We start from the raw sequence: 22,497 nt of genomic DNA, 5'->3' as shown, positions 1-22,497 counted from the left end.
ATGGGCACGGCACTCGATCTCGACCTGGCCTGTCACGTCAACGTGCTGGTGCCGGATGCCGCGCCGGAACGGCTCGACCCCGCGCTGGCGGTGTTGGCGCGACTCGGCTTCCGGCGAGCCGTGCTCCCGCCGATCGATCCTTCCGGCACCGATCTGGCCGCGATCGCCGCGGTGTTCCGGAGCCACGGCCTGGCGCCTATCACGATCGCCGGTCAAGCCCCGGGGGCGGACATCTCTTCGGACGATCCCGGCGAGGCGGCGGCCGGCGCGGTGGCGCTGAGGGCCACGCTGGCGGCCACCGTGGCCCTCGGCGGCGACCAGATGAACGGGGTGCCGTACGGGTTGTTCGGGTCGCCGGGCGCGGCCACGTCGACCCGTCGGATCGAACGCGCCGCGAAGACGATGGGCGAGATCGCCGACGAGGCGCACGAGTGTGGTGTGATGATGACGTTCGAGGTGCTGAACCGCTACGAGACGTCGGTGGTGAACACGGCCGAGCAGGCCATGGCGCTCGCCGAGCTCAGCGGCTCACCGCGGCTGAAGATCCATCTCGACACGTTTCACATGGCGGTCGAGGAGGCGGACCTGTCGGCGGCGATCCGCACGGCGTTGCCGCGGCTGGGCTTTCTCGAGCTCGGTCAGTCCGGACGCGGGATGCTGGCGACCGGCGCCGTCGACGTGCCGACGCTGATCGCCCAGGCGCTCGCCGACGGCTACGAGGGGCGGTGGGGCGTCGAGGCGTTCAGCCGCAGCATCCTGACCCCCGAGGCCGCTGACATGCTCGCCATCTGGCGCCGCCCCTACACCGGCGGGGAGGCGTTGGCCGCCGATGCGGTGGATGTCGTGCGGTTCGCTCTCACGCGGGCACGGTAGCGTCCAGTGCTCGCCTTCGGGGGAGGGAGGGGCTAGGTTCAGTACCTATGGGCGAAGGTGTCGGGCGGTCGCGGCGCGAGGCCGTGATGCTCGTGGTCGCCGTGTGCCTGGCGGCGATGAACATGCGCCCCACGGTCACCGCGCTCGGGCCGGTGCTGGACCAGATCGGCGCCGACACCGGCCTGTCGATCTCGGCGCTCGGGGTGCTCGCCGCCGTGCCGCTGGTGACCTGGGCGGTGCTGTCGCCGCTCACCCACACGCTGGGGCGGCGGTTCGGCGTCGACCGGCTGATGCTGTGGTCGCTGTTGCTGCTCGCGCTGGGCACCGGTGTGCGCTCGATCTCGGGGCCGCAGGCGACGCTGTGGCTTGGGACGGTGTTGATCGGCGCGGCGCTCGCGGTCGTCAACGTGCTCATGCCCGCCGTCGTCAAGCGCGACTTCCCGGGGCGGGTGGCGGCGATGACCGCGGTGTACTCGGCCCTGCTGGGCGGGTTCGGCGCGATCGCCTCGGGGGTCGTCGTGCCGATCTCGCTGGCGGTGGGCGGATCGTCCGCCGGGGACTGGCGCGCCGCCTTGCTGATCAGCGGTGGTGTGCTGCTGCTGCCGGGCATCGTGGTGTGGGTGTGGCCGGCGCTGCGCTCACCGAAGCCGTCGCGCCCCGGCCGGGTGAAGCACCCCCGGACCGGCATCTGGGGCGACCGCACCGCGTGGGCGGTGGCGGGATACATGGGATTGCAGGCGGCCACCTTCTACATGATCGTCACCTGGCTCGCCGCGATCGCCGTCGCGGCCGGGCATTCGCCGGTCGCGGCGGGGGTCGACGTGATGCTGTACCAGGCCGGCTCGGTCATCGGCGCCATCACCCTCCCGCTCGCGCTGCGTGGCCGCCGGGACGAACGATTCGTGGCGATGGGCCTGCCGGCGGTGGCCATCGCGGCCCTCGTCGGCATGCTCCTCGTCCCGACGGGCGTCGCCTGGTGGGCGGTGCTGCTGGGCCTGGGCTCGGGGGCGATGCTGGCCATGTCGCTCACGCTCATCTCCCAGCGTGCCCGCACCGCGGAGGACGCCTCCGCCCTGTCGGGCATGTCGCAGGGCGTCGGTTACGCGATCGCGGCCGGCGGTCCGATCGTCTTCGGCTGGTTGCACACCGTGACGGCGGGATGGACGGCATCCATCCTGCTGACGGTCGTGCTGCTGTGTGTCACCGGCGTCGTCGGGCTGATCGCCGGGCGCCCCGTCTTCGTCCTCGATCACCGGGTGCCCGTGCGCGAGGCGGGACCGGACCCGGTGCGGAGAAATCCCTTGCGGTGACCGGCCGGATCGTGCTGGCATGGCACCGGGGGCATGCGATTTCCGCCTTACCTCTTGTCTTTACCTATGCCCATAGGTATCGTGGACCACGAACGCAGTGCTGCGTTCCCCAGTCGGAAGGACCTAGACGTGTCAACCAATGCTGCCGCTCTCGCGCTGATCGATGACTACTCCCTGGAGATGACGGGGAAGGACGTGCCCGGCTTGTTGGAGGCCGCGCACGCGATCCCGCCGGGGACGAAGATCAATGTGACGTTCCTCGGCAACGAGGACCTCGAGATGCGGGTGTCCGCCTCGAAGGCGGTGAAGGATGCCGGGTTCGTTCCGGTGCCGCACATCTCCGCGCGCCGCCTCGGCTCGCAGGCGCAGCTGGAGGAGTTCCTGGCTGCGCTGCAGGAGGTCGGCGCGACCGACAGCGTGTTCGCCGTGGGCGGCGACCCGGCTGAGCCGGAGGGCCCCTACCCCGACTCGTTCAGCGTCATCGAGTCGGGTCTGCTGCAGAAGTACGGGGTGAAAGAGGTGTCGATCGCGGGGTACCCCGAGGGACACCCCGACATCTCGAACGACGTGCTGTGGGATCACCTGGAGCGCAAGTCGGCGTCGCTGAAGGATCAGGGGCTGGATGCGGTGATTCTGACGCAGTTCGCGTTCGACACCGACCCGGTCATGGCATGGATCGACGGGGTGCGTGCCCGCGGCATCCAGACGCAGATCCGCATCGGCACGCCCGGTCCGGCGGGGATCAAGCGGCTGATCTCGTTCGCGCGCCGGTTCGGCGTGGGCGCCAACGCGATGATCGTGAAGAAGTACGGGTTCAGTCTGACGAACCTCATGGGCACGGCCGGCCCCGACCGGTTCGTGACCGATCTGTCCGGGTTGTTGTCAGCGGACGAGGCCAGCGGCGACGTGAAGCTGCACATGTACACGTTCGGTGGGCTGCTCGCCACCGCCGAGTGGGCCGGCAAGTTCGTCGCCACGCGCTCCTGAGAGGAATTCGATGTCTGTTCGCAATGAAGCGCTGGTCGATCACGCCTGTCTGATCGTGCACGGTCCGGATCAGCAGGGGGTGGTCGCGGCGATCACCGATCTGGTGTCCCGTCATCAGGGGAACATCGTGTCGCTGGACCAGTATTCGTCGAACCCCGAGGGCGGCGACTTCTTCCAGCGGGTCGTCTTCCACCGGGACGATCTGACCGCGGTGATGCCCGAGATCGAGTCCGATCTGGAGAAGACGCTCGCGCCGTACGGGATGCAGTGGCAGCTCAGCGACCAGTCCGCACCCAAGCGGATGGCGATCCTCGCGTCAACGAGCGACCACTGTCTGCTGGAGCTGTTGTGGCGGCACCGGCGCGGTGAGTTGCCGGTCACGATTCCGATGGTGATCAGCAACCACACCAACGTCGCCGAGGACGTCCGCACGTTCGGGGTGCCGTTCTTCCACGTCCACTCGCAGGGACCGGATAAGACCGCCGCCGAAGCGAAGATCCTGGAACTGCTCGCCGGGAACGTGGACTTCGTCGTGCTGGCTCGCTACATGCAGATCATCAGTGAGGACTTCCTCGACAAGGTCGGGGTCCCGGTGATCAACATCCACCACTCGTTCCTGCCGGCGTTCATCGGTGCGGCGCCGTACCGCAAGGCCGCCGAACGCGGCGTGAAACTGATCGGTGCGACCAGTCACTATGTCACGAAGGATCTCGACGAGGGGCCGATCATCAAACAGGACGTCGCCCGTGTCGACCACTCGATGACCGCCGCCGACCTGCAAGCCCGAGGCGCGTACGTCGAACGTGCCGTCCTCAGCCGCGCCGTGCAATGGCACGCCGAAGACCGCGTCATCCGGCACGGCAACCACACCATCGTCTTCTAACAACCACCCACCGAAAGGAACAGAGAGGTTCACCTCATGGCAGACAACCTTCAGCAGCTGCTCGATGCGACCAACCCCGTCGAGCTTCTGCGCAACTCGCAGATCGGCTCGTACATCTATCCGGTCGTGCCGGCGGACTTCCACAACTGGATCAAGGAGCAGAAGGCGTGGCGTGACACGGCCGTGCTCTACGACCAGTCGCACCACATGGATAACGTGTTCCTGAAGGGCTCTGACGCGATCAAGCTCATCAGCGACACCGCGATCAACTCGGTGGCGAACTTCCCGGTCGACAAGGCCAAGCAGTACGTGCCCACCACCTCGTCGGGCCACGTCATCGGCGACGGCATCCTCTTCCGCGAGGCGGAGGATGAGTACGTCTACGTGGGCCGCGCGCCCGCGTCGAACTGGCTGATGTTCCACGGCGAGACCGGCGGGTACTCCAACCTGGAGCTCACCGTCGACCGCCGCTCGAACTCGCGTCCCTACGGTGACGCCGTGTCGCGCAAGTACTACCGTTTCCAGATCCAGGGCCCGAACGCGTGGGCCGTCATCGAGAAGCTCAACGGCGGTCCGCTGGAGAAGCTCGGCTTCTTCAACATGTCGACGATGAAGATCGCCGGCCGTGACGTGCGCACGCTCCGTCACGGTATGGCCGGTGCTCCCGGTCTGGAGATCTGGGGCCCCTACGCCGACCACCACGCCATCCGCGACGCCATCGTCGAGGCGGGCGCCGAGTTCGGCCTGCTGCCGGTCGGTTCGCGGGCGTACCCCTCGAACACGCTGGAGTCGGGCTGGATCCCGTCGCCGCTGCCGGCCATCTACACCGGCGGTGACCTGGAGCGTCGCTACCGCGAGTGGCTCCCGGCCGACAGCTACGAGGCGACCGGCACCCTGGCGGGATCGTACGTGTCCGACAACATCGAGGACTACTACATGACCCCGTGGGAGCTCGGCTACGGCACGTTCGTGAAGTTCGACCACGACTTCATCGGTCGCGACGCCCTCGAGAAGATGGACCCGGGCGCGCAGCGCAAGAAGGTCACCCTCGCCTGGGATGCCGAGGACCTCGGCAAGGTGTGGACGTCGCTGCTGAACGTCGACGGCCCGAACTACAAGTTCTTCGACCTGCCGCTGGCCAACTACGGTTCGGCCAACTACGACGCCGTGGTGGACGCCGCCGGCGCCGTCGTGGGCTACTCGATGTTCACCGGTTACAGCTCGAACGAGCGCCGCGGTCTGTCGTTGGCTGTCGTCGACCCGAGCGTGCCGGAGGGCACCGAACTGAAGGTCGTCTGGGGCGAGCCGAACGGCGGCACCAAGAAGGCCTCCGTCGAGCCGCACGAGCAGACCGAGGTCCGCGTCGTGGTCAGCCCGGTTCCGTACTCCACCGTCGCCCGTCAGACCTACCAGGGCGGCTGGCGCACCGGGTACAAGAACGACTGATCGGCCTGAACCATCGTCGGGGCTCCGGGCGTGGCTCGGGGCCCCGACGCGTCGGTTCCGGCATGATCGAACGGTCACCGGAAGGAAGTGACCATGAGTCTTCGCAATGCGCTGCTGGCGATTCTGCGGGTGGGCCCGATGTCGGGCTACGAACTGCAGAAGCAGTTCGCCCAGTCGGTGGGGCATGTGTGGCACGCCCCCGACTCGCAGATCTATCCCGAACTGCGCAAGATGGAGATCGAGGGGCTGGTCGAGGCCGAGGAGCAGACCCGCGGCGAGCGCGGCCGCCGGAGGCTCTACCACGTCACCGAAGCCGGGCACCGCGCGTTCCTGGAGTGGATGGGCGCCCCGTTGGAGTATCAGCGCACGCGAGACCCCGCCCACCTTCGCGCTGCCTACCTCGAGTCGGCGTCGGCGGAGGACGCCCGCGCCTTCCTGCACCGGCACATCGAGCAGTGGCGGGGTGAGTTGGCGCAGTGGCAGGGGGAGCTCGATCACATCGAGGCCCACTCCAATCCCATGCTCGAACGTCGGTTGGAGGTGACGCCGGAGCCGGAGCGGGAGCGAGTGAGTGCATACAAGCGCTTCGCCTACGAGGGGCTGGTGGACCGCGCGAGGGGGGAGATCGAGTGGGCCGAGCGGGGTTTGAAGCTCGTTGACCGTGTCCATGAGGTGGGCGAGTGAGCCCCAGCGGCCGAGGGCCGGTCGGCCACGTCCTGTCGATGCTGAAGGTCGGCGTCATCGGGTTCGGCGGTGGGAGCGCTCTCATCCCGGTGATGGAGAAGGAACTCGTCCGGCGGGACGGATTGAGCGCCGACGAGTTCCTGCAGGACACCGTCATTGCGAACATCACCCCGGGTGCGTTGCCGGTCAAGCTCGCGGCGCTGTCGGGGGCTCGTCTGCGCGGATCGGTGCTCGCGGTGGTCGGTGCGCTCGCAGTCGCTGTGCCCGGGACGCTCGGCACCGTCGCGCTGATCGCGTTGTTCGGTCAGCTGGGTCCGGGTGCGATCCGCATGATCGAGTTCGCCTCGCTCGGTATCACCGCGTTCATCATCTATCTGCTCGGCCACTACGTGATGAAGGTGGTCGCCCCCGGCGGGCATCCGAGGGCCGTGCCGATCGTGATCGCGGTGGTCGCGTTCGTGCTGTGCGGCGCGGGTGAGACGATCGATCTCGGGCATGCACTGTTCGATCGTGAGGCGACGTGGCACCTGCCGGAGCTGTCGGCCCTGGGGCTGGTGCTGATCGCCCTGATCGCGATCAGCGTGTTCACGCTTTGGCAGTATCTGCGGCGGCACACGGCCGACGAGCACGCGGGCGATGCCGGCCGAGACGGCCAGACTCGTCGGGCGCTGCACGGGGCGGGGCTGTTCGCCGCGGTCACGGCGGTGGGTCTGGTGGTGGCGGTCGCGGTTCCGCCGGTGGGTGCGACGCTGGGGTTTCTCGCTCTGACGCTCGCGTCGACGGTGACGTCTTTCGGTGGCGGCGAAGCGTACGTCGGGGTCGCCGACGGGTTTTTCGTGGCGTCCGGGCTCGTGGACCAGGGCGTCTTCTACGGGCAGATCGTGCCGGTCGCGAACGCGCTGCCGGGGCCGATCCTGGTGAAGATCGCCGCGGCGGTGGCGTTCGTCGCCGGGGGGACGGCCGGATGGCTGCTGGCCGGGGCGGCGTTCCTCGTCGCGGTCGGCTCGTGCAGCGCGATCGCCGTGGGCGTGCTCGCCGGGTACGATCGTGCCCGCAACTCGCTGCTGATCCGCAACATCTCCACCTACATCCTCCCCGTGATCTGTGGGCTGCTGGCGTCGACGGCGGTCGCGATGCTGCACTCGAACGTGCGGATCGCGGGGGAGGCGGGCGTCCCCGGGTGGCTGACGGTGCTCGCCTCGATCGGGCTCGCCGTGTCAGTCGTCTTCATCCACCGTCTGATCCGGATGCCCGACATCCTGCTCATCGTGCTGTTCGGCGCGCTGAGCTTCGCTGTGCTCGCCGCTTTGTGAGCGGCGGCCGACCGGACCGGTCGGGGTGTCAGGTGGTGTCGCCATCGCACGGCCAACAACACATGCGTGGCCCCGCAACCGTCACGCGCCTCTTAGAGGTTCCCGGCGCGGTGGAACACGGATCCGGCTCAGGCCGGCACCGCGAGTTGGGACAGCCGGATCCAGGTCTCTACGACCGTGTCGGGGTTGAGTGACATGGACTCGACGCCTTGACCGACCAGCCAGTCGGCGAGCTCGGGATGGTCCGACGGGCCTTGGCCGCAGATTCCGACGTACTTGCCATGACGCTTGCAGGCGTCGATGGCCATCGACAGCATCCGTTGCACCGCCGGGTCTCGCTCGTCGAAGGTCGCCGCGACGAGCGATGAGTCGCGATCCAGACCCAGTGTCAGCTGGGTCATGTCGTTCGAGCCGATCGAGAAGCCGTCGAAGTGCTCCAGGAACTCGTCGGCGAGCAGAGCGTTGCTGGGCAGCTCACACATCATGATGACGCGGAGCCCGTTCTCTCCCCTCCGGAGCCCGTTCTCCGCGAGCAGCTCGATGACGGACTCCGCTTCCGCAACCGTGCGAACGAACGGCACCATGACGGCGACATTGGTCAGACCCATCCGATCTCGGACCCACCTGATCGCCTCGCACTCCATGTCGAAGCAGGCGCGGAAGTCCTCGGAAATGTACCTGGACGCCCCTCGGTACCCGAGCATGGGGTTCTCCTCGTGGGGTTCGTACCTGTCGCCCCCGACGAGGTTCGCGTACTCGTTCGACTTGAAGTCGGACAGGCGCACGATCACGGGTTCGGGAGCGAACGCGGCCGCGATCATCGACACCCCCTCGGCGACCCGCTGGACGAAGTAGTCCCGAGGGGAATCGTAGGCGGCTATCTTTCGTGCGATTTCGCCATGGAGATCCTCGGGGAGGCTCTCGAACTCGAGAAGCGCGCGCGGGTGGATGCCGATCTGCCGGTTGATGATGAACTCGAGTCGCGCGAGACCGACGCCGCGATGCGGAAGCTTGCTGAACGAGAACGCCTGATCCGGTGTGCCGACGTTCATCATGATCTTGACCGGCGCCTCCGGCATCCGGTCAAGCGCCGTCTCTTCCTCCGTGAACGACAACGCCCCCGAGTACACGAAGCCCTCGTCGCCCTCCGCGCACGACACCGTGACCTCGCCACCGTCCGAAAGGACATCCGTCGCGTTCCCCGTTCCGACGACCGCCGGGATTCCGAGCTCGCGCGCGATGATCGCGGCGTGACAGGTGCGCCCACCACGGTTGGTCACGATCGCCGCCGCCCGCTTCATGATCGGCTCCCAGTCGGGGTCCGTCATATCGGCGACCAGCACGTCGCCAACGCGGAACTGGTCCATCTGATCGATGCTGCGCAGCACACGGACGGGCCCGGCGCCGATGCGCTGCCCGATCGCGCGACCGGTCGTGACGACGGGGCCGCGCTCGGACAGCACGAAGCGGCGCATGACGTTGCCGTCGGCGCGAGACACCACCGTCTCTGGCCGGGCCTGCACGATGTAGAGCTTGCCGTCGACGCCATCCTTGGCCCACTCGATGTCCATGGGCCGGCCGTAGTGGTTCTCGATGACCAGCGCATGGCGACCAAGCTCTTCGATCTCCGCGTTTGTGATCGAGAACGTGGCACGGTCCGCCTCATCCACGTTCGTGAAGACCGTGCTCCCGCCGACGTGCACGCCGCTGTCGTAGCGCATCGCGACGGCCTTCTCGCCGACCGAGCGCTTGAGGATAGCGGGGCGTCCCTCCCGCAGCGCCGGCTTGTAGACGTAGAACTCGTCGGGGTTCACCGCCCCCTGGACGACGGCCTCGCCCAGTCCGTAGGAACTGGTGATGAAGATCGCGTCGTCGAAGCCCGACTCGGTATCGACGGTGAACAGAACACCGGATGCGCCGACGTCCGATCGCACCATGCGTTGCACACCCGCCGAGAGCGAGACGTCGTGATGGTCGAAGCCGTTGTGGACGCGGTAGGCGATGGCGCGGTCGTTGTACAGGCTCGCGAAGACGCTGCGGACGGCAGCCATGATGTTCTCGATGCCACCGATATTGAGGAACGTCTCCTGTTGACCCGCGAAGGAGGCATCCGGCAGATCCTCGGCGGTCGCGCTCGATCGCACGGCCCACGTGACCGATTCGGGATCCGGGTCCTCGGCCACGATCCGAGCGAACGCCGCGCGGATGTCGGCTTCCAAGCCCGCCGGAAACGGCTGCTCCTCGATCCAGCGCCGCACATCGTCGCCGACCCGCGTGAGCTGGGTGACATCATTCACGTCGAGCGCCTCGACCGATTGCTTGATTCGGTCGTAGAGGCCGTCGGCGGCGAGGAACTCCTGAAACGCCTCCGCCGTGGTTGCGAACCCGCGGGGGACACGGACGCCCAGGTCAGAGAGGTGCGACACCATCTCGCCCAGCGAGGCGTTCTTTCCGCCGACGCGTCCGACGTCACTCATGCCGATCTCGTCGAACCACAGGATGTTGGTCACGGGTACCTCTTTCGTTGGGGAGGGCGTCGTCATGCGCGCAATTTCATCGACTGCATGATCACGGCGGACATCTCCTCGACGCTTTTCGTCGATGAGTTCAGGAACGGAACACGGTTGCGCCGGTAGAGATCCTCTGAGCGGCGCAGCTCCCGCGCGCATTGATCGAGGCTCGCGTACCGCGAGTTCGGTCTGCGCTCGAATCGCACCTGGCTGAGGCGCAGCGGTGTCGTCGTGAGCCCGAAGCAGCGGTTGGCGTATCGGGATACGGTGGCGGGCAGCCCGTCGGTCGGGAAGTCGTCGTCGGTGAGCGGGTAGTTCGCGACCAGCAGTCCGTATTGCAGAGCGAGGTACATCGTGGTGGGCGTCTTGCCGCATCGTGACGGCGCGATGATGATCACGTCGGCGATGTCGAGGGCGCGCCGACTCTGACCGTCGTCGTGTTCGATCGCGTACTCCACCGCTCGCATGCGGGCGAAGTACCGCTCGACATCACCCACCGCGTGGAACTGCCCGAGCTGTTCCGACGCCGTCGTGCCCAGAGCGGTTTCCAGTTCGGTCAGATGCCCGCGAAGGAGGTCGATGATCACGGCGCGAGACTGCCCCAGAACAGTGCGCACCGCCGCGGACTTCACGGTCGTGAAGACGATCGGTACGGTGCCTGCCGCCGCAGCCGCATCGACGTCGCGCACAACGTTCTGCGCGCCGGCCTCGGTGTCCACGAACGGAATCACGTGTCGCTGAAACTCGATGCCGGGAAAGTTCGCGAGCAGCGCGTTCCCGAGAGTCTCGGCCGTCACTCCCGTGCTGTCGGACACGAAATAGGCGGACCGACGAGTCGTGACCGGGGGCGCACCCGGCGGGTGCCCCTGCGAAGGTTCGTTCATCCACGGCTCTCATCGGCGGTCGAAGGTGTGTCTTTGTGCCAGGATTCCTGGAAGACTCGCCGAATGGGCGCCAAAATGAGCGGAAGAAAGGCAGGTTCTTTCCGTATTGCAAAATAACGGGGTCCGGTCCCCGTTCTGAGCGTTGGGTACGGTGCGGCTCAGCCCTCCGGTTCGGGGAGCGGGTCGATCACGATCCAGCCGTCGTCGAGGCCGGGGGCGTTGACGAACTGACCGTCGGTGATCGTGAGCAGCTTGTAGGACAGGTTCGGTGAGTGCGTGTCGCCGTCCCCGAACACGATCGGCACACCCGTGAAGTCGGATTCGACCGGATCCATCTCCCGCAGCGCGGTCAACACCTCGCTCGGTGAGGTCAGGTCGGCGTCGGGGCGTCGCGCCAGCGCATCGAAGTACAGCTTGGCGCTCACCCAGCCGATCTGGCTCCAGAAGTTCGCGTCCACACCGTCTTTGTCCAGCTGGTCGACCATCTCTCGGACCTCCGCGCTCGGGTCGTCCAGCGGCGTCATCTGAGACCCGACGAACACCCCGGCGCTGTCCGGCCCCAGCGCACCGGGCTCGCCCGTCGACCCGAGGGTGCCGGGCAGAGTCGTGTCATAGGCCGACCCGCCGTCGATGAACGTGGCATCCAGCCCCACCGACTCGGCAGAGGCGACCATCGCCGCGAAGTTCGGTGCCACGGTCGAGGTGACGATGACATCGCAACCGGCGCTCTTGGCATTGGTCATCGCCGGCGTCGGATCCTGTGTGGTGTCGTTGGTGTAGGTCGCCAACGCGAATTGCATGCGGTACTGCGCCTCGAATGCTTCGCGCAGCTGCTCGAAGTAGGGGACGCTGGTGGGATCGTTCTGGCCGATGATGCACACCGCCTCCGCCTGCAGCTGTTCCACCGCGTAGGTCCACATGATCCACGCGCCCACGAAGGGGCCGCCGGTGATCGGCATCCAGTTCGGCTGCTGGTAGCAGTCGGTCTGCGCGCCACCGCCCATGACGGCGATGTCGTTGGCCTCGTAGATCGCCCGGTTCGCCTGGCAGTCGACGATGCTGGTGTTGCCCACCATCCCGACAACGCCATCCTGCTGGATGAACTTCCGGGCCAGCTGCGCAGCTTCGGCCGCGTCGCCCTTGTCGTCGCCGGAGACGAACTCCACGCGATAGCCGTTCAGTCCGCCGTTGTCGTTGAGCAGGTTGATGTACGACTGCGTTCCTTTCACGGTGTCGCCGAACGGGAACCCGCCCGAGACGGTCGTGATCTGCGCGAAGGTGACGGCCTGGCCGCCGCCCTCGCTGCCGTCTCTGTCGCTGGAGGCAGCGCAGCCGGACAGGACGAGGACGCCCACAGCGACCGTGAACGCGGATGCGGTGAGGGTCCGGTGTCGGTTCCTCATCGCGCTACGACCGCTCGGGGACGGGCAGGCCCCACTGCCGGTGCCAGCCCTCGAACGCGGCGATGTCGCACAGTTCGATCCGGTACCCGGTGACGCGGCTGGACAGGTACGCCCACCACCCGCCGAACGGGCTCGACCCTTCCACATCGAGGGTGAGCCCGGCATCGAGGAGTCGCTGCTTGTCGGCGGCGAAATCGGCCGTCCAATACGCGAGGTGGTCCACGTGCGGGCCGTTCGACGTGTCACGCGACGTGCCGGGGCTCCCCTCGATCAGCTCGATGTAGGGCTCCGAGGCGGAGAACGTCAGCCGTAGCGTGGTGTCGTCGTTGGGCCGTTCCTGCACCGGCAGCCAGCGGATGCCCTGGGTCGCCGTCATCTCCGCCATGGCGGCATCGAGGTCTTCCACGATGATGCCGACGTGGGCGTACGAGCCGACGAGGCTGCCGGCCGGAGTCATGGTCGTGTCCGTCATCTCTTCATCCCCTCATCTGGGCAGGCGCGGTCACGCCGCGAGAACGGCGAGCGGGTTGATGGGGGAACCGGTGGCGCCGGCGATCCGCAATGGCGCCGCGATGAAAAGGAACTCGCGCGCGCCGCTGGCGGCCAGCTCGCGCAGATCCATCATCTCGAAGATGAAGATCCCGGCCTTGGGCAGCAGCTCGACGTGAACCTCCAGCGGGGTGGCGCCCGGCGCGTTCTCGTACGGCATGGTGTCGGCACCGGTCGCCACGATGCGGGCATCCACCAACCGCCGGGCGGTGTCGCCGTCGGGCCCGGGGATCGGCATCCGGTTGTATTCGTCGTTGTCGTGCGCGATCGTGTCCCACCCGGTGCGGATCAGCACGGTGTCGCCGGGCCGGATCTGCAGGTCCAGGGCGCTGAGGGCCCGATCCAGTTCGGTCGGGGTGATCACGTAGTCCTGCGGGACCCGCTCCACCTCCAGCACGGTGGGAAAGTCGAGCAGGATGCCGCGCGACACGATCGGCGAGAAGTTCTCGCGGGTGCGCAGCCGCACACCGCGGGTCACCTCCTGCACGCCGGGCTCGTCGATGCGGGTGCCGTCGAACAGACGACCGTTGTGCGCGATGTGTGCGAGGGAGTCCATGTGCGTGCCGGAGTGGGTCGACATGAAGATCGTGTCGCTGGCGCCGGTCACCCCCGGGTAGGCACCGGGCATCTCCTCGGCGGCGGGATCGTGCGTGGCATACAGGCGCTGCTCGAAGTCGGGAACCGGCGGGTTCTTCGTCGGCTGACCGTCGATCAGTTGTCCCAGCTGGATGACACGCCCGGTGGTGGCGAAGTCGAGGATCGTTGTCATGGCAGCACCTTCACTTCCTAGTCGGCAGCCGTCCCGCCCACGAGGGCGAGCGGATTGATGGGGGAGCCGGTGGCGCCGGCGATGCGCAGCGGCGCGGCGACGAAGAGGAACTCGCGGATGCCGGTGGCGGCCAGAGCGCGGAGGTCCATCATCTCGAAGATGAACACGCCGGCCTTCGGGATGAGTGTGACGTGTCCGATCTGCCGCGGGGTCCCCGGCGCGCGCTCGTACGTCATGGTGTCGGCGCCGGTGGCGACCACCCCCGCCTCGACCAGCAGGCGTGCGGTGGCGCCGTCGGGCCCGGGGATCGGCATCCGGTTGTACTCGGTGTTGTCGGCGGTCTTGGTGTCCCACCCGCTGCGGAACAGCACCGTGTCGCCGGGGCGGATCTCCAGCCCGTCCGCGGCGAGGGCGCGCCGCACCTCGTCGGGGGTCATGACATACTCCTGCGGCACGATCGGCACCCCCAGCAGGCCGGGGAAGTCGAGCAGGATGCCGCGTGAGACGATCGGCGAGAAGTTCTCCCGGGTGCGCAGCCGCACACCGCGGGTCACCTCCTGCACGCCCGGCTCGTCGACGCGGGTGCCGTCGAACAGGCGGCCGTTCAGCGCGACGTGGCTCAGCGAATCCATGTGGGTGCCCGAGTGCGTGGACAGGAAGATCGTCTCGGTGGCGCTGGTGACCCCGGCGACCTGGCCCGGGATGATCTCCCGAGCCGGATCGTGGGTCTCGTAGAGCCGCTGCTCGAAGTCCGGCAGCGGCGGGTTCTTCGTCGGCTGACCGTCGATCAGTTGCCCCAGCTCGATCACGGTGACCTCGTCGAGGCCCGGCACGGCGAGCATCAGGAGGATCCTCGACCGGGCTCGGCTGCGGGGGTGACGGTCTCCGGTGTGCTGGACGCGCCCGACAGGTACGCGCGGCGCACGTCGTCCATGCGGTCGCGCAGTTGCGCGCAGCTGCCCTCCAGCACGATCTGCCCGACGCTGAGCACGGCGGCGGAGGTGCCGATCGACAGGGCGAGGGCGGCGAACTGCTCCACCAGGAGCACGGCGATGCCGCTGGCGGCGGCCTGCTCCACGAACGGCAGCAGCCGCCGCACGATGACGGGGGCCAGCCCCTGCGACATCTCGTCGATCATCAGCACGGACGGCTGCGAGAGCAGTGCGCGGGCGAGCACCAGCATCTGCTGTTCGCCGCCCGACAGCATCTGCGCGGCGATCGCGCGGCGCTGCACCAGCTCGGGGAAAAGGTCGTAGGCGCGCTGAATCGGGTTTCCCCGCGCGGCGACGGCGAGGTTCTCGTCGACGGTCAGTTCGCCGAAGATCGTGCGGCCCTGCTCCACGTAGGCCAGACCGTCGCGGGACCGTTTGTCCCGCCGCATCCCGCCGATGTTGCGCCCGTCCAACTCGATCGCACCCGACTTCGCGGGGATGACCCCCGCGATCGCGTCGAGCAGCGTGGTCTTGCCGGCGCCGTTCGCGCCCAGCAGCACGGTGACCTCGCCCGGCGGGACGGCGAGGGTCACGCCGCGCACGATGGGCAGTTCGCCGCGGTACACCGTGACGTCGTCCAGTCGCAGCCCGTCGCTCATCGCCGGCCCCCCTTCTTCGGTGCGGCGGTGGGAAAGGTCGCGGTGGCGGCCGAATCCTGCAGCGCGGTGCGCACCGTGTCGGTGGTGACGTCGACCTCTTCGACATCTTCGCCCAGGTACGCCTTCGCGACGGCGGGGTCGTCGAGCACCTCCGCCGTCGGCCCGGCGGCGAGCACCTTGCCGAAGTCGAGCACGGTCACCTCGGTGCACACCTCCCGGACCAGGTCCATGTCGTGCTCGATGAGCAGGACACCGCAGCCGAATCGTTCCGGGATCTCCCGCAGTCGCGCGGCGAGGTCGGCGGACTCATCGGCATCCAGGCCCGCGGCCGGCTCATCCAGGAGCGCGACCGACGGGGCGCTGATCAGGGCGCCGCCGATCATCAGCAGCCGGCGGGCGCGGACGTCGAGGTGGCGCAGGCTGGTGTCGGGGGTGCGCAGCCCGATGTAGTCGATGATGTCGGCGAGGCGGGCGGGATCGACGCGGCCGTCGGCGGCCAGACGCAGGTAGTCGCGCGCGGTGAGATCGTCCATCGTGCGTTCGGTCTGGAAGGTGCGGCGGACGATGCGGGCGCGCCGGTGCACCGGCATCCCGGCCACGTCCATGCCGTCGATCGTGACGGTTCCTGTCGAGGGCGCGGTGTATCCGGTGATCGCGTCGATCATCGTCGACTTGCCGGCACCGTTGGGGCCCACCAGGCCCACGATCGTGCGGTGCGGCACCCGCAGCGACACATCGCGCAGCGCGACGACGGCGCCGTACTTCACGGTCACGTCGCGGGCGACGAGGCCGTCGCCGGGAAGCACCGGCGCCGGTGTCGCGATCGGTCGCGGCGCGTCGATCAGCTCCACCGCGGCGTCGGGGCCTCGGTGGGAGCGGCGTCGCCGGATCTTGCCGATGAGGTTGCGGATATCGCCACTGAACCCGCGTTTGGTCCCGGTGCTGAGGATCTGCACCGCCCCGAGGCCGAAGATGATGGAGCCGATGTCGGGCGGCAGCCCCCACTCGCGGAACAGGGCGGCGATCAGAGTGTTGAAGATGCCGAGGGCGAGCGCCCCCTCCCAGTACCCGGCACCGAACAGCACCGCGAGCACGAAGAACAGCAGCGCCTGGATGGGGGAGAAGGTCCCCTCGTCGGGGCTGCCGTACACGGTCACCAGGATGCCGCCGGCCCACCCGGCCAGGAACGCGCTCACCCCGAACGCCGCCAGCTTCGCCCGCACGATGCTGACCCCCAGGGAGGCGGCGGCGCGTTCGCTGCGGGCCAGCGCCAGCCACGACAGCCCCCAGCGGCTGCGGCGGAGCACGATGACTCCGGCGGCGAGCGCGACGAAGCTCCCCCACGCCACGATGAACAGCGCGTAGTCACTGGCGATCCATCCCTCACGTGCCACGTACAGCGTGTTCTGACTTCCGGGGACCTGTTGGCCCCGCGCGACGGTGTAGATCACGATCACGAACCCGAGGGTCACCACCGCGAGATTCACCCCCCGCAGGCGCATCGCCGGCAGCGCCACCAGCAGACCGATCGGCACGGCGACCACGGCACCGAGCACGATCGCCCACGGCGTCGGCACGATGCCGAGGTCGGCGGCGACGTAGGCGACGGTCCAGGAGCCGATCACCGCGAGCGAGAGCTGTGCGAGCGACAGCATCCCGGCGGTGCCGTAGACGACGCCGACGCTGAGCCCGACGATCGCCTGGGCGGCGCCGATCGTGGCGATGTACTGCCAGTAGCCGGTCGCGGCCGAGACCACGGCGAACAGGATGAGCAGAACGATGCCCATCGTGATCAGCTGCGGCGTGCTACCGCGCTTCAGACCAGACATCTTTTCTTCTCCAGTAGACCATGATCACCATGATGATCAGGAAGGGGACGGCGTCGGTGTAGTTGCCGAACGGCGTCGGGATGATGAGCGACTGCACGACCCCGATGAGCAGCCCGCCGATCGCGACGAGCAGCAGGTGGCGCAGCAGCCCCAGCAGCGCGGCGGCGAGAGCCCCGAGGATCATGTAGGCCAGCGTCGGGAACGAGGTCGTGCTGGTGGGCAGCACGAACAGCAGCGCGAGGGTGGCGATACCCGACGCGAACGACCAGACCGCGACGGTCAGCCGCCCCACCGGAATGCCCAGCAGCTGCGCGGTGGTCGGCCGCTGCGACATCGCCCGCAACTGCGACCCGGCGCGCGTGCGGGTCAGGAACAGCCCGATTCCCAGCGCGAGGGCGATCGCCAGAACCGTCTCGACGACGCTCGCGACGGGGAGGCCGATGCCGCCGACACGGATCGTGGCGCCGCTGAACATGTCGGGGAAGCGGTAGGTCTTCCCATCGAGGATACGGTTGCCGATCGCCATGATCGTCACCAGCAGTCCGATGGTGACGGTGGAGCGGGTCTCGATGCTGGCGTCGATGAAGAACCGCGCCATGATCCAGCCGATGAGGGCACCGATCAGCATGCCGGCCGCGATGCCGCCGAGGATGGCGGGCACCGTCGACCAGCCGAATTGGTTTTGCAGCAGCAGGGCGGCGCAGGCGCCGAGCCCGCCGATGCCGGCTTGGGCGAAGCTCAGCACGCCGACGATCTGGTACATCACGACGAGGCACACGCCCAGGAGGGCGAAGACTCCTCCCGAGACCAGCCCCGCCAGGATCTGATCGATCATCGATGGTCACCTCCGTGGTGCGCCGGTGCCGCCCGGGTGGGCTCTGCAGGTCGCGGGAACTCACCCGAGCGGCGCACGATCAGCCTTCCGGCGCCGGCAGCGGCTCGATGACCGTCCAGCCGCCGTCCTGGCCGGGGGCGTCGGAGAACCCGCCGTCCTGCACCACCAGCACGCGGCCGCCGAGGTTCGGTGCGTGCGTCTCGCCGTCGCCGAAGCCCAGGGGCGTGGCGGCGAAGCCCGTGTCGATGAACTCCATTCCGCGCAACTGGTCGAGCACGCCCTCCGCGGTGGTGACGTCGGCGTCGGGGTTCTGGGCGAGCCCCTCGAAGAACACCTTGGCGCTCAGCCAGCCGATCTGACTCCAGAAGTTCGCGTCCACCCCGTCGGCCTCGAACTGGTCGAGCATGGCCTGGATGTTCTCGTTCGGGTCGTCGATCGGTGCCAGCTCGGCGGCCACATAGACACCCTTGCTGTTCGGTCCGAGCGCCCCGGGCTCACCGTTGGCGCCGAGGGTCTCCGGAAGACCGGCGTCGTAGCACGAGCCGCCGCAGATGAAAGTGGCGTCGAGGCCGACCGACTTGGCGGTGTTCACGAACGCGGCGAAGTTCGGCGCCACCGTGGTCATGATGACCACATCACAGCCCTCGGACTTCGCGTTGGTCACCGCGGGGGTGGGGTCCTGGGATGCGTCATTGGTGTGCGTCAACACGATGTTCATCCCGTACTCGGCCCTGAAGTCCGCCGCGAGCTGCTCGAAGTAGGGCACCGAGGTGGGGTCGTTCTGGCCGACGAAGCACGCTTTGTCGGGCTGGAACTGTTCGTAGACATAGGTCCACACCGTCCAGACGCCGACGAACGGCCCCGAGTTCACCGGTGCCCAGTTCGGTTGCTGGAAGCAGTCGGTGACGGCGCCGCCGCCGATGACGGCGACGTTGTTGCCCTCGTACATGGCACGGTTGGCCTGGCAGTCGACGAGGCTGGTGTTGCCGACCATGCCGACGACGCCGTCCTGCTGCACCATCTTGCGGGCCAGCTGCGCAGCCTCCGCCGCGTCGCCCTTGTCGTCGCCGGAGACGAACTCGACCGGGTGGCCGTTCACGCCGCCGTTGTCGTTGAGCCAGTTGACGTACGACTGGGTGCCCGGCACGGTGTCGCCGAACGGGTAGCCGCCCGAGATCGTGGTGATCTGACCGACTTTGATGGGACTGGCGTCGCCGCCCCCTCCTCCGCTACCGCCGCCGTCGCCGGCGCAGCCGGTGGCGACCAGCGCGGCGACGGCGAGCGTGGCGAGTGCCGCGCCGATCCGTGTGCGCGAGTTCTGGAACACGGGAACTCCTTCGTTCGGGTTGTCTGATATTTCGTATATCAGTATGTGATGTCAGATTTCTGTCTAGCGGACGCCCTGGGCGGTGTCAACCGAAAGCCGAGTCACGAGCGTGCAACGATGCCGGGTCACGCCGGATCCGGTGCCGGCTCGGCCATCAGTTGCGCCAGCAGTGGCGCGCCGACCGTCACGGCGTGGATGCCCGCGCCGCAGGTCTGGATGACGACGTCGAGCAGCTCTCGCGGACTGACCCCCGCGGCCTTCGCGGCGCGAATGTCGCGGCGCAGGGCGGCCTCGTCGCGGTGGGTCACGAACGCGTCGGTGGCGAAGGTGATCAGGGCGACCAGCTTCGGATCGAGCACCCCGGAGTGCCGGGGGATCTCGGACAGATCGATGACGGTGCGGTAGAAGCCGGCCGCGGCCCGCAGGACGTCTTCGACTTCGTCGTCCCACGCGCCGTAGACGCTCCGGAACTGCTCCGACAGGGTGGCCACCTCGGCATCCGTCGTCCCGTCCTGCGCCGCGAGGCCCGCGACGGTGCCCGGCGCGTCGGCTTCGAGCTCGCGGACGGCGAGGTGGAGTCCGGCCACCCCCAGCGTGGAGACGAGCTCCATGACGGCGAGCACCTCCTGTGGTGTCGCCCCGGCGGCGATCGCGTTGCGTCCGTGACCGAGGATGCCCGGCGGATGGGGATGCGTGAGCTGCGCGCACAGGGCGACGTAGATCAGTTCACGGCTTTTGCGGTCGAGTCCGCCGTCGGCGACCGCTGTGGCGTGCTCGCCGGCGTACGCCGACACCTCGGTGTACCGCGCCAAGAACTCGGGGTCCAGTTCCAGGATGAGCTGCCAGTCGTCGGCCCAGTAGCCGCGCCGCGCGATGAAGGCCTCGCGGATCTCGGTCTGCCGCGCGGTCAGGGAGACCTTTCCCACGTTCGCCTTCCAGTCGTCGGTGGGTTCGTTGGTGACCATGTGCAGGTGTCCTTCCGATCAGGTGTGGCGGAGCCTCCGCAGGTGGGTGGCCGTCTGGGTGCCGCTTACGGCAGTCACGGCGCCGTGATCTCGCTGCGCAGCGGCTCGGACCGCAACGCCCGTTCCGCCTCTTCGGCGGCGAGCCGCTCCAGTCGCTCCAGCGACTGCCGGGAGTAGAACGCGACGTGCGGCGTCATCAGCAGGTTGGGTGCGTCCCACAGCCGGGAGTCCGGCGGCAGCGGCTCGGGGTCGACGACATCGAGGGCGGCGCCGCCGAGGCGCCCGTCCACGAGCGCGTCGGCGAGCGCCTCGGTGTCGACCAGGGAACCGCGGGCGGTGTTGACGAGCACCGCGTCCGGTTTCATCCGGGCCAGCGTCTCGGCCCGGATGAGATGGTGGGTCTCGGCTGTGGCGGGGGCGTGCAGACTGAGGATGTCCACCGCCGCGAGCACGTCGTCCAACGGCAGCAGCTCTGCCGGTGTGACAGCCGGATCGGCGTAGGGGTCGTACGCGATCAGGCGCACACCGGATGCCGCGAGGCGGTGCGCGATGGCGCGCCCGATCCGCCCCGTGCCCACCAGTCCCACGGTGGTGGCGGCGAACTCGTCGAACACGCCCGCGGCATCGGGGCCGACGGCCCCTCGGGAAGCGCGCAGCAGCCGGTCGTACTGCACGATCCGCCGGCCGGCCGCGTAGATCAGCGCGACGGCGTGGTCGGCGACGGTGTCGACGCCGTAGTCGGGCACCGTGGCGACCCGGATGCCGCGCGCGTGCGCGGCGGTCACATCGATGTTGTCGTAACCGATGCCGTAGCGGATGACGCACCCGCCGGGATTGATCGCGTCCAGCACCGCCGCCGTCACCGGCGCGTACTGCACGAGCACGACGTCGGCTCCGCGCACGGCCGCGACCGTCTCCGCCTCTGCGCGCACCTGATGCGAGCGCAACGCGGCGCCGTTGCGCACCGCGATCGCCGCGGCGTGCGGTGTGCCGCCGAAGCTCTGGTCGGTGACCACGATGACCGGGGTCGTGGCGGGCGCGCTCACGTCGTCGTCCCGGACCAGGCCGCGGGCACATGCACGTCGTCCGTCGTCAGCGTCTCCGCGTGCGGGGTGCCGAGCAGGCAGAGCGTTTCGGTGACCTCGTCGCGGAAGATCTCCAACGCCCGGGCGACGCCGCGCTCGCCGCCGGCGCCGAGCCCCCAGGCCCAGGGGCGGCCGACGCCGACCGCGGCGGCGCCCATGGCCCGCAGTTTCACGACGTCGGTGCCGCTGCGCACGCCCCCGTCGACGAGGACTGGCATCGCGTCTCCGACGGCATCGAGGATGCGGGGGAGCGTCCGCGCGGAACTGGCGAGCGAGTCCAGTTGGCGCCCGCCGTGGTTGCTGACGACGACCGCATCGGCGCCGACGGCGCTAGCCTGGGCGGCATCCGCGGTCGACATGACGCCCTTGAGGATGAGCGGTCCGTCCCACTCGCGACGCAACCACGACACGTCCTCCCAGGACGCGCGCGGATTGACCAGCTGGGTGTTGACGAACTCCTGGTGGGACATCGCGCTCGACCCGGTGGCGATACCCTCCAGGTTGCGGAAGCCGATGGCGGGGCCGCGGAGCAGATCGAGGAACCAGCGGGGGCGGCGGGCCACCTGCAGCGCGTTGCGCGGCGTCACCTTCGGCGGAATCGACATGCCGTTGCGGTGATCGCGGGGGCGCTTGCCGTTGACGGGCACGTCGAGGGTGACCACGAGGGCGGCGCAGCCGGCGGCGCGGGCGCGATCGACCAGGGTGCGCACCACCTCGCGGGAACGCCACAGGTAGAGCTGGAACCACAGCGGACCGCTCGCCTGGGCGGCGATCTCCTCGATCGACCAGCTGGAGGCGGTGCTGATCGTGTAGGTCACCCCGGCCTGTCCGGCCGCGCGGACGGCGGCCAGTTCGCCCTCGCCGCCGGCGATGCGCATGAGCCCGCACGGCGACATCACCAGCGGCATCGGCAGACGCTGCCCGAACAGCTCCACCGAGGTGTCCACATCGCTGATGTCCACGAGCGACCGCGGCCGCAGGGTCACCTGCGCGAGGTCGGCGACGTTGGCCCGCAGCGTGATCTCGGCGCCGGCACCGCCGTCGATGAAGTCGAACGCCAACTGGGGCAGCCGGCGGCGGGCGAGCCGGCGGATGTCGCCGATCGTCGGCGCCGTCTCCCATCGATCGGTGCGGATGCCTCCCTCGCGCAGCATCCGGTACATCTCCCGCGGGGCATCCAGCGGGCTGCGCCGCTCCTTCGTCACCGTCACGTCGACCCTTTCGGCTTGTCGTCCTCCGTTGCTGCGGGCACCC

At 68.7% G+C, this 22,497-nt stretch carries 20 protein-coding genes; 7 read left to right on the top strand and 13 right to left on the bottom strand.

Features of this window, described 5'->3' with window-relative positions; all coding sequences use genetic code 11:
• The 7 genes from ACK5KK_RS13285 to ACK5KK_RS13255 all read left to right on the top strand — a co-directional run bounded on the left by ACK5KK_RS13285 (window position 1) and on the right by ACK5KK_RS13255 (window position 7,496).
• The gene (locus ACK5KK_RS13285) at window positions 1-873 is read left to right on the top strand and encodes a sugar phosphate isomerase/epimerase family protein (protein WP_416890560.1); all 873 of its coding nucleotides are present in this window, start codon (window positions 1-3) and stop codon (window positions 871-873) included.
• A 47-nt stretch (window positions 874-920) separates the two neighbouring features.
• Window positions 921-2,183: an MFS transporter gene (locus ACK5KK_RS13280; protein WP_416890559.1), complete on the top strand. Its 1,263-nt coding sequence runs from the start codon at window positions 921-923 to the stop codon at window positions 2,181-2,183.
• 180 nt (window positions 2,184-2,363) lie between these two features.
• Window positions 2,364-3,170, top strand: coding sequence for a methylenetetrahydrofolate reductase (locus ACK5KK_RS13275; protein WP_416890571.1), 807 nt, complete (start codon window positions 2,364-2,366; stop codon window positions 3,168-3,170).
• A gap of 10 nt (window positions 3,171-3,180) precedes the next feature.
• Window positions 3,181-4,053 carry a formyltetrahydrofolate deformylase gene (gene purU / locus ACK5KK_RS13270; RefSeq protein ID WP_416890558.1) on the top strand — a complete coding sequence of 291 codons (873 nt, stop codon included), beginning with the start codon at window positions 3,181-3,183 and terminating at the stop codon, window positions 4,051-4,053.
• Window positions 4,054-4,089: 36 nt separating this feature from the next.
• Window positions 4,090-5,499 carry a vanillate/3-O-methylgallate O-demethylase gene (gene ligM / locus ACK5KK_RS13265; protein WP_416890557.1) on the top strand — a complete coding sequence of 470 codons (1,410 nt, stop codon included), beginning with the start codon at window positions 4,090-4,092 and terminating at the stop codon, window positions 5,497-5,499.
• Between the two features lie 93 nt (window positions 5,500-5,592).
• Window positions 5,593-6,183 (top strand): PadR family transcriptional regulator, encoded by a 591-nt coding sequence (locus tag ACK5KK_RS13260; protein WP_416890556.1) that lies wholly within the window; start codon window positions 5,593-5,595, stop codon window positions 6,181-6,183.
• The gene (locus ACK5KK_RS13255) at window positions 6,180-7,496 is read left to right on the top strand and encodes a chromate transporter (protein ID WP_416890555.1); all 1,317 of its coding nucleotides are present in this window, start codon (window positions 6,180-6,182) and stop codon (window positions 7,494-7,496) included. The genes ACK5KK_RS13260 and ACK5KK_RS13255 overlap by 4 nt, the downstream gene beginning before the upstream one ends.
• A gap of 128 nt (window positions 7,497-7,624) precedes the next feature.
• Here the strand turns inward: ACK5KK_RS13255 and ppsA are convergent, their stop codons facing one another.
• From ppsA to ACK5KK_RS13190, 13 genes are all read right to left on the bottom strand, one after another.
• A complete protein-coding gene (ppsA, locus tag ACK5KK_RS13250) occupies window positions 7,625-10,006 on the bottom strand; it encodes a phosphoenolpyruvate synthase (protein WP_416890554.1) in 2,382 nt (793 codons plus the stop codon).
• A 29-nt stretch (window positions 10,007-10,035) separates the two neighbouring features.
• The gene (locus ACK5KK_RS13245; protein ID WP_416890553.1) at window positions 10,036-10,890 is read right to left on the bottom strand and encodes a pyruvate, water dikinase regulatory protein; all 855 of its coding nucleotides are present in this window, start codon (window positions 10,888-10,890) and stop codon (window positions 10,036-10,038) included.
• A 158-nt stretch (window positions 10,891-11,048) separates the two neighbouring features.
• Window positions 11,049-12,293 (bottom strand): ABC transporter substrate-binding protein, encoded by a 1,245-nt coding sequence (locus tag ACK5KK_RS13240; RefSeq protein WP_416890552.1) that lies wholly within the window; start codon window positions 12,291-12,293, stop codon window positions 11,049-11,051.
• Window positions 12,294-12,297: 4 nt separating this feature from the next.
• Window positions 12,298-12,765: a VOC family protein gene (locus ACK5KK_RS13235; protein ID WP_416890551.1), complete on the bottom strand. Its 468-nt coding sequence runs from the start codon at window positions 12,763-12,765 to the stop codon at window positions 12,298-12,300.
• Between the two features lie 30 nt (window positions 12,766-12,795).
• Window positions 12,796-13,611: a cyclase family protein gene (locus ACK5KK_RS13230; protein WP_416890550.1), complete on the bottom strand. Its 816-nt coding sequence runs from the start codon at window positions 13,609-13,611 to the stop codon at window positions 12,796-12,798.
• Between the two features lie 17 nt (window positions 13,612-13,628).
• On the bottom strand, window positions 13,629-14,453 hold the full coding sequence (locus ACK5KK_RS13225; RefSeq protein WP_416890549.1) for a cyclase family protein: 825 nt from the start codon (window positions 14,451-14,453) through the stop codon (window positions 13,629-13,631).
• Entirely contained in the window at window positions 14,453-15,202 is a 750-nt protein-coding gene (locus tag ACK5KK_RS13220) for an ABC transporter ATP-binding protein (RefSeq protein WP_416890548.1), read from the bottom strand. The genes ACK5KK_RS13225 and ACK5KK_RS13220 overlap by 1 nt, the downstream gene beginning before the upstream one ends.
• Window positions 15,199-17,031 carry an ABC transporter permease subunit gene (locus ACK5KK_RS13215; protein WP_416890547.1) on the bottom strand — a complete coding sequence of 611 codons (1,833 nt, stop codon included), beginning with the start codon at window positions 17,029-17,031 and terminating at the stop codon, window positions 15,199-15,201. The genes ACK5KK_RS13220 and ACK5KK_RS13215 overlap by 4 nt, the downstream gene beginning before the upstream one ends.
• On the bottom strand, window positions 17,009-17,866 hold the full coding sequence (locus ACK5KK_RS13210; protein WP_416890546.1) for a branched-chain amino acid ABC transporter permease: 858 nt from the start codon (window positions 17,864-17,866) through the stop codon (window positions 17,009-17,011). Before ACK5KK_RS13210 ends, ACK5KK_RS13215 begins: the two co-directional genes overlap by 23 nt.
• Window positions 17,867-17,945: 79 nt before the next feature.
• The gene (locus ACK5KK_RS13205) at window positions 17,946-19,193 is read right to left on the bottom strand and encodes an ABC transporter substrate-binding protein (RefSeq protein WP_416890545.1); all 1,248 of its coding nucleotides are present in this window, start codon (window positions 19,191-19,193) and stop codon (window positions 17,946-17,948) included.
• A gap of 125 nt (window positions 19,194-19,318) precedes the next feature.
• Window positions 19,319-20,158 (bottom strand): carboxymuconolactone decarboxylase family protein, encoded by an 840-nt coding sequence (locus ACK5KK_RS13200; RefSeq protein WP_416890544.1) that lies wholly within the window; start codon window positions 20,156-20,158, stop codon window positions 19,319-19,321.
• 74 nt (window positions 20,159-20,232) lie between these two features.
• Window positions 20,233-21,204, bottom strand: a complete 972-nt coding sequence (locus ACK5KK_RS13195; RefSeq protein WP_416890543.1) for a C-terminal binding protein — start codon at window positions 21,202-21,204, stop codon at window positions 20,233-20,235.
• Window positions 21,201-22,454: an alpha-hydroxy acid oxidase gene (locus ACK5KK_RS13190; protein ID WP_416890542.1), complete on the bottom strand. Its 1,254-nt coding sequence runs from the start codon at window positions 22,452-22,454 to the stop codon at window positions 21,201-21,203. The genes ACK5KK_RS13195 and ACK5KK_RS13190 overlap by 4 nt, the downstream gene beginning before the upstream one ends.
• Window positions 22,455-22,497 lie beyond the last annotated feature (43 nt).

It is taken from the genome of Microbacterium sp., from assembly GCF_047972865.1.
Taxonomy (GTDB): domain Bacteria; phylum Actinomycetota; class Actinomycetes; order Actinomycetales; family Microbacteriaceae; genus Microbacterium.
The sequence above is the reverse complement of the archived record's forward strand: the minus strand, read 5'-3'. Positions and strand labels throughout refer to the sequence as shown.